We start from the raw sequence: 2,839 nt of genomic DNA on the forward strand, positions 1-2,839 counted from the left end.
AGCTCGATTCGCCAATCGAGCATGTCGGGCACGGTTACCCGCAACGAGTGCGGTCCATCCCATTTCGAGGCGATATCTGCGTACAGAGTCAGGGCGGAGTCGCAGTGTCCGCGAGGGAATCGGTTCGGACTCAACGGATCCCAGCTTCGTCATCCGTCGAGAGGCGCAACTGCTGATCTCCTACGCGGACAGCCCGATCGTCGGGTCCGACGGAGGCGGCCGCGCGCCCGACGCCAGGGGGCTGCCCGCCAGGCGGTCAGCGACCCCATGCGGTTGTACACCCTGCTGGGCCGCGATCACACCACCCTGCTCTATGCCGGCAACGCCGCCGGCGCGGACGACGTCGCGGGCCTGGAAGCGGCCGCCGATGCTGTGGTGCAGGCCGCGCACGGGCAGATGGACGTCTACCTGGTCGCGGCACCGGACGCGGACGTGGCAGGTACCGTGCTGCCCCTGATCCGCGACGCCGATGGTGACTTCGCGCGCAACTACGATGTCTCTGACACGTCCGTGTTCGTCATTCGTCCCGACGGCTACCTCGATATCGCCGCGCGCGGCGTCGTCGACAGCGACGAGCTGGTGCGCCACCTGAAGGCGACGTTCGCTGAAAGCTGCGCGGCGTCGTCGCGGGCGGTCGCTGCGGTAGCTTCGCCGCAGAGTTGCGCAATACGGGAGAACCCCAGGGTAGGAGAAGTCACTGGTGAACGATCTGTTTACGTTCTCGATCGACTGGGGGCGCGCGCTGTTCGATTCGGCGATCTGGATCGCCAGGGCGTGGGCGATCGCCGCGGTGTGCACCCTGGTGGTGCTGGTGCTGATTGCGCGCTATACGACGTGGGGCCGGCAGTTCTGGCGCATCACCGGCGCCTACTTCACCGGCCCGCACAGCGTGAAGGTGTGGCTGTGGCTGGCGGCACTGCTGCTGTCGGTGATCGTCGGGGTGCGCCTCAACGTGTTGTTCAGCTATCAGGGCAATGACATGATGTCGGCGGCGCAGGCCGCGTTCACCGGCATCGGCGCAGGCGACGAAGCGGTCAAAGAGTCTGGCAAGCACGGCTTTTATACCTCGCTGGGCATCTTCTCGATCCTGGCCACCGTGCACGTCGCCCGCGTCATGCTCGACCTGTTCATGATGCAGCGGTTCATGCTGGCCTGGCGGGTCTGGCTCACCGACCGGCTGACCGGTGACTGGTTGACCGGCCAGGCGTATTACCGCGGGCGCTTCATCGACGAGCGGATCGACAACCCTGACCAGCGCATCCAGTCCGATATCGACATCTTCACCGCCGGAGTCGGGCCGCTGCCCAACACCCCGAACAACACCACCGGAAGCACGCTGCTGTTCGGCGCGATCGACGCCGTCGTCTCGGTGATCTCGTTCACCGCGATCCTGTGGCACCTGTCCGGGAACTTGACGCTGTTCGGCGTCACCATGCCCAGGGCGATGTTCTGGACCGGTTTCGCGTACGTCCTCCTCGCGTCCATCGTCGCATTCTGGATCGGCCGCCCGATCATCTGGCTGAGCTTCAACAACGAGAAGTACAACGCCGCGTTCCGTTACGCCCTGGTGCGGTTGCGGGATGCCGCGGAATCGGTGGCCTTCTACCGCGGCGAAGCCGCGGAGCGGTTGCAGCTGCATCGGCGATTCCAACCGGTGGTGTCGAACTACAAGCGCTACATCAACCGCATCATCCGCTTCTTCGGCTGGAACTTTTCAATCAGCCAGATCATCGTCCTGCCGCCGTGGCTGATCCAGGCGCCCCGGCTGTTCGCCGGGCAGATCAAGTTCGGCGACGTCACGCAGACCGCGACGGCGTTCGGCAACATCCAGAACGGACTGTCGTTCTTCCGTAACGCCTATGACAGCTTCGCCGGCTGGCGCGCGTCGATCATCCGCTTGCACGGGCTGGTGACGGCCAACGAGGAGGGTCGCGCGCTGCCGTCGCTGACCGTCACGCCCAGCAGGGACTGCCTGGTCGAACTCGACGACGTCGAGGTGCGTACGCCGGCCGGCGAGCAGTTGATCCGGCCGCTGGATCTGCGCCTGAACCTTGGCGACACGTTGATCATCACCGGCAAGTCGGGCGTCGGTAAGACCACGCTGCTGCGCAGCCTGGCCCAGCTGTGGCCGTACACCACAGGCACCTTGCGCTGCCCCGGCGGCGCCAACGAGACGATGTTCCTGTCGCAGATGCCGTATGTACCGCTCGGTGACCTGCGCGCGGCGGTGTCCTACCCCAAGGAACCCGGCGAGTTTCCCGACGAGGAACTGCACCGTGTGCTGACCAAGGTGGCGCTGCCGCAGTGCTCAAAGCGTCTCTCCGAAGTGGCCGACTGGGCCAAGGTGCTCTCGCCCGGCGAGCAGCAGCGCATCGCGTTCGCGCGCATCCTGTTGACCAAACCCAAGGTGGCATTCCTCGACGAGGCGACATCCGCGCTCGACGAGGGCTTGGAGTTCATGCTGTACGACATGGTGCGCACCGAGCTCCCGGACACCGTCCTGGTCAGTGTCACCCACCGCAGCACTGTCGGCCAGCATCACGAGGAGCATTTGGAACTGCTCGGCGACGGTGAGTGGCGGCTGAGCAGGGTGGAAGGCGGCGAACTCGCCCGCGTCTAATCCCGTCTAACCGCTGATCAGTCTGCGCGGCAAGCACTTTCAGCGCCTCGAAGGTCGGCGTTCAGGCCGGTCCGCGATAACCGCCGCAGTCCCTCCTGGATAGCAGTAGCTTCACCGCATGTCCTGACCGCAACCCCGCGGTGGGTGCGGCCGAACCGGGCCGCGGTGGATCACCGTCGGTTCTGGGACGCGATGGACCGCCTCGGCGAGGGGTAGCTG

At 65.7% G+C, this 2,839-nt stretch carries 2 protein-coding genes; one reads left to right on the forward strand and one right to left on the reverse strand.

Translation table 11 applies throughout. From position 1 onward, the window contains the following. Positions 1-180: 180 nt before the first annotated feature. Positions 181-588 carry a hypothetical protein gene (locus VFW69_RS19580; protein ID WP_526503657.1) on the reverse strand — a complete coding sequence of 136 codons (408 nt, stop codon included), beginning with the start codon at positions 586-588 and terminating at the stop codon, positions 181-183. A 112-nt stretch (positions 589-700) separates the two neighbouring features. Here VFW69_RS19580 and VFW69_RS19585 point away from each other — a divergent pair, with 112 nt between their 5' ends. Continuing rightward, positions 701-2,620 (forward strand): ABC transporter ATP-binding protein/permease, encoded by a 1,920-nt coding sequence (locus VFW69_RS19585; RefSeq protein ID WP_526503659.1) that lies wholly within the window; start codon positions 701-703, stop codon positions 2,618-2,620. Positions 2,621-2,839 lie beyond the last annotated feature (219 nt).

Source organism: Mycobacterium sp., assembly GCF_036273375.1.
GTDB lineage: Bacteria > Actinomycetota > Actinomycetes > Mycobacteriales > Mycobacteriaceae > Mycobacterium.